Source organism: endosymbiont of Ridgeia piscesae, from assembly GCF_001443665.1.
GTDB lineage: Bacteria > Pseudomonadota > Gammaproteobacteria > Chromatiales > Chromatiaceae > Endoriftia > Endoriftia persephonae.
Genome location: NZ_KQ557172.1, coordinates 1 through 3,291, shown reverse-complemented (window position 1 = coordinate 3,291; position 3,291 = coordinate 1). Strand labels below are relative to the sequence as shown.

The 3,291-nt window shown below is 47.5% G+C and carries 5 protein-coding genes and 1 pseudogene; 4 read left to right on the top strand and 2 right to left on the bottom strand.

What is annotated here, in order from left to right:
• Window positions 1–208 (top strand): annotated as a pseudogene (locus Ga0074115_RS17010) (IS110 family transposase); the annotation flags it as partial.
• 757 nt (window positions 209–965) lie between these two features.
• Here the strand turns inward: Ga0074115_RS17010 and Ga0074115_RS15325 are convergent.
• A complete protein-coding gene (locus Ga0074115_RS15325) occupies window positions 966–1,559 on the bottom strand; it encodes a class I SAM-dependent methyltransferase (RefSeq protein WP_082626963.1) in 594 nt (197 codons plus the stop codon).
• Window positions 1,560–1,650: 91 nt separating this feature from the next.
• Window positions 1,651–2,076 (bottom strand): DUF2784 domain-containing protein, encoded by a 426-nt coding sequence (locus Ga0074115_RS16030; RefSeq protein WP_082626964.1) that lies wholly within the window; start codon window positions 2,074–2,076, stop codon window positions 1,651–1,653.
• A 178-nt stretch (window positions 2,077–2,254) separates the two neighbouring features.
• On the opposite strand from Ga0074115_RS16030, the gene Ga0074115_RS17005 reads away from it, so the two are divergent.
• From Ga0074115_RS17005 to Ga0074115_RS16995, 3 genes are all read left to right on the top strand, one after another.
• The gene (locus Ga0074115_RS17005) at window positions 2,255–2,608 is read left to right on the top strand and encodes an IS110 family transposase (RefSeq protein WP_101841484.1); all 354 of its coding nucleotides are present in this window, start codon (window positions 2,255–2,257) and stop codon (window positions 2,606–2,608) included.
• A gap of 68 nt (window positions 2,609–2,676) precedes the next feature.
• Window positions 2,677–2,880 (top strand): hypothetical protein, encoded by a 204-nt coding sequence (locus tag Ga0074115_RS17000; protein WP_158294845.1) that lies wholly within the window; start codon window positions 2,677–2,679, stop codon window positions 2,878–2,880.
• The gene (locus Ga0074115_RS16995; RefSeq protein ID WP_232433156.1) at window positions 2,795–3,130 is read left to right on the top strand and encodes an IS110 family transposase; all 336 of its coding nucleotides are present in this window, start codon (window positions 2,795–2,797) and stop codon (window positions 3,128–3,130) included. Before Ga0074115_RS17000 ends, Ga0074115_RS16995 begins: the two co-directional genes overlap by 86 nt.
• Window positions 3,131–3,291 lie beyond the last annotated feature (161 nt).

Sequence of the window (3,291 nt, the reverse complement as noted above, 5' to 3'; positions counted from 1 at the left end):
TGGCGACATGGCCAGTGTCCGAACTGTGCTGTACATGGGCGTCATCTCCTCGATTCAGTGTAACCCTGTCCTACGGCGTTTTTATAACCGCCTGGTTGCCCAAGGCAAGCATAAAAAGGTAGCTATCACAGCCTGCATCCGGAAGCTGATTGTTATCCTCAATGCCATGGTCCGGGACCAACGTAAATGGAATAAAAATATGGCTTAATAGGTTGACTTAGGGCCACAGCCGCTTGTTAGGCATTTCCTGCTTTAAATAACCCTTTATTTTTAAATGATAGACCGATTTCATTTTTCCAATTATCAATTATGGTCATTAGATTTGATAACTCGCTCAGTTTTATAACCCCCCCCCTTAATTGCGGCACTCAAGTTTCTAGAAAACCAAAGGGCTCGATTAATATTCAACCTCATCTCTGTAACAGCCTGATTAGTTCGTTTAGTTGAGTTATGAGGCTTTTTATCGCGCCACTCCGAATGATGTTTAAAATAATTGGACAAGTGATCTATTGCTTCCACTTGAGTAAATTTACTGCTTCCATATTTTAGTCCGCATATTCCCATCAGACTGCGCCTATTAGTTTCAAGCGAAATATTTTTTGTTTTTATATAGCTATTTAGGCCTTCTTGGAAGTTTTCTACTTGACCAATAACGTGACTTATATAAGATTAACACAAGACTAAGATTAACCCAATTTTGGTTTCTATTATCTCCGCATATGGCTTTTCATCCGCATTAAAGACAAGGTTCTTTTCACCTTCCTTGTGTAATTGTTCGTTTTTTTAAGCCGACTCAACAATTGGCTCGATCACATCCAGCCCCCCAACAAGAATTAAATACCCTAGAGTAGAATTTTTTAATCACTTCTTCGTGATTAATTTGATGCATGCACTTTATGCCTAACGTAATAAATAACCGGTTCAAATTTAGCCCGCAAAATTTTCGTCCGCATTGATTTAAGGTGTTAGGTACCGTTCTTCTCCCACTTGTAGACACGCATTGGCGGGATGTTGAGAAGTTCCACCACAATCTGCTCTGATCCTAAAAATGGCCGACACAGGGAGGCGACACGCTTGCTTACCTGATACGCCACGAAGCGTCCGTTTGGGGCGAGCAGAGATGAAATCGCCTCGATAACTTGAGATCCTTCACTATGGTTCATAGTGGAAAAGGGAATACCGGAAATTACGGCTTCCGGAGCACCTAGTCCATACTTCGAAATAATTTCCTTCAGCCCGCACGCGTTACCCAAGTGTGCAATGAGTCGGTCGTCCTTAATGCTGCTAACCAAGGTGTGGAAATGCGGGTTAATTTCTATGCTCAAGAGCTTGGCATGCTGCGGCATCGCGCGCAGTATCGCTCGAGTTGTGCCTCCTGTACCGGAACCCAGCTCTACGATAATCTTAGCTGAAGTGATCGCGGCAGCCTCCAAAATACGCCGCTCAAGGAAACGAGAGCTGGGAATGATCGACCCAATCTGAAGAGGATGTTTCAGAAATTCCTGAAAGAAGGCGAACCGGCCATTTATTAGGGAATTAACTGGCTTCATATTTGCCATCCACCTATCTCTTTCAAATTCTTGTTAATGTCGCCTAACAATTAAGTTAACCGGGAGGCGCGTTTTTGCGCCGATCTGGTTTAACGATTTGTTAGGTGGCATGGTGACTTGTAGATTTAGTAAAACCTCGCGGACGGATCCAAAACCAACTAGCACAGGCTACAGCACCGAATGCCATATAACACATGACAAAGACCCATGGTGGCGCTTGATAGTACAAAATATTTTCTATCCAATGTGATATTAAAGAACCGGAATATATGGTATCGTCGGCCCGTGAACGCAGCGCCATTTCAATTGTAGTGAGCGGGCATATAACGCCAAGCCACGACTGAATGACGACCACACCAATCGCTATAAGATGCATTAACCGAAACCAAGGATTGCGGATCCAAGACCATGCACGAGCCTTACCGACGAATATAAGCACCAAACCAATCACAATAAAGGAGACGATTAGCACGTGGAGCAGCAGGATTGTATCAGCCGCTAGCAGGAAGACTGTCGATGAATCCATTTGTGCCACCTAACGTCGTGCATCAGCGGTTGCCAAAAGTGGCACGTTTTTGCGTAAGAAAAATAAGTGACGCTTTTGGAAACCCGCTGGATGCACCTTGTATGGTTAAAACACATTCCTAAAAGTGAATTAGACTGGGCCCATAGCCTGAATTTAGCAAGGCGGAGGGGTTTCTACCATGACCACAGCCGATATCGCGAGTATCAATGTCGGTATCGACGTCGGTAAAGACCGGCTCGATGTCTATGTCCGCGAACTGGACACGCCTTTCAGTCTCACGAATACCCCCCAAGGCGCGAAGCGTCTCGCTCAAACGCTGCAATCGGATGTGATCGAGCGGGTCGTCATCGAAGCGACGGGACGCTACGAGCGCCATTTTGTCGAAGCCGCGAGCACGGTCGGCTTGCCTGTCGTTGTCGCCAATCCTCTCCAGATCCGACGCTTCGCTGGTGCGATCGGCCTGCTGGCTAAGACCGATGCCCTCGACGCTCGCCTTATCGCCGAGTTTGGCGCCATCGTGAGCGCCAACTGACGGATAGAAAGGGCCGTGAGATCAATGGTTTGCTGGTGCGGCGCCGGTAATTGATCGAGATGGCTACAATGGAGAAGAATCGCCTCACCATCATGCCAAAAGCTTTGTTGCCGGATATCCGCCGCCATCTTCAGCATCTCAATCGGCAGATCGAAAAAATCGATGCCACGCTTGAAGCCGCTGTCAGTGCGGCGCCTGTGTGGGCCAAGACCCGAGCGATTCTGCTTTCTGTCCCGGGGTGGGGCCAACCACCCTATATACCTGCTCGCTGACCTGCCAGAGCTAGGTAGACTCAATCCAAAGCCGATCGCTGCCTTGACCGTTGCCCCTTTCAACCGTGACAGCGGGCGTCTGCGTGGCAAGCATCGTATCCGTGGCGACATGGCCAGTGTCCGAACTGTGCTGTACATGGGCGTCATCTCCTCGATTCAGTGTAACCCTGTCCTACGGCGTTTTTATAACCGCCTGGTTGCCCAAGGCAAGCATAAAAAGGAGCTATCACAGCCTGCATCCGGAAGCTGATTGTTATCCTCAATGCCATGGTCCGGGACCAACGGAAATGGAATGAAAATATGGCTTAATAGGTTGACTTAGGGCCACAGTTCGCTTGTTAGGGATCATTAATCCACCAGCTCGGTGATGAGCCTATAATATTTGCAATTTTTGAATAGCATTTTCTTTTC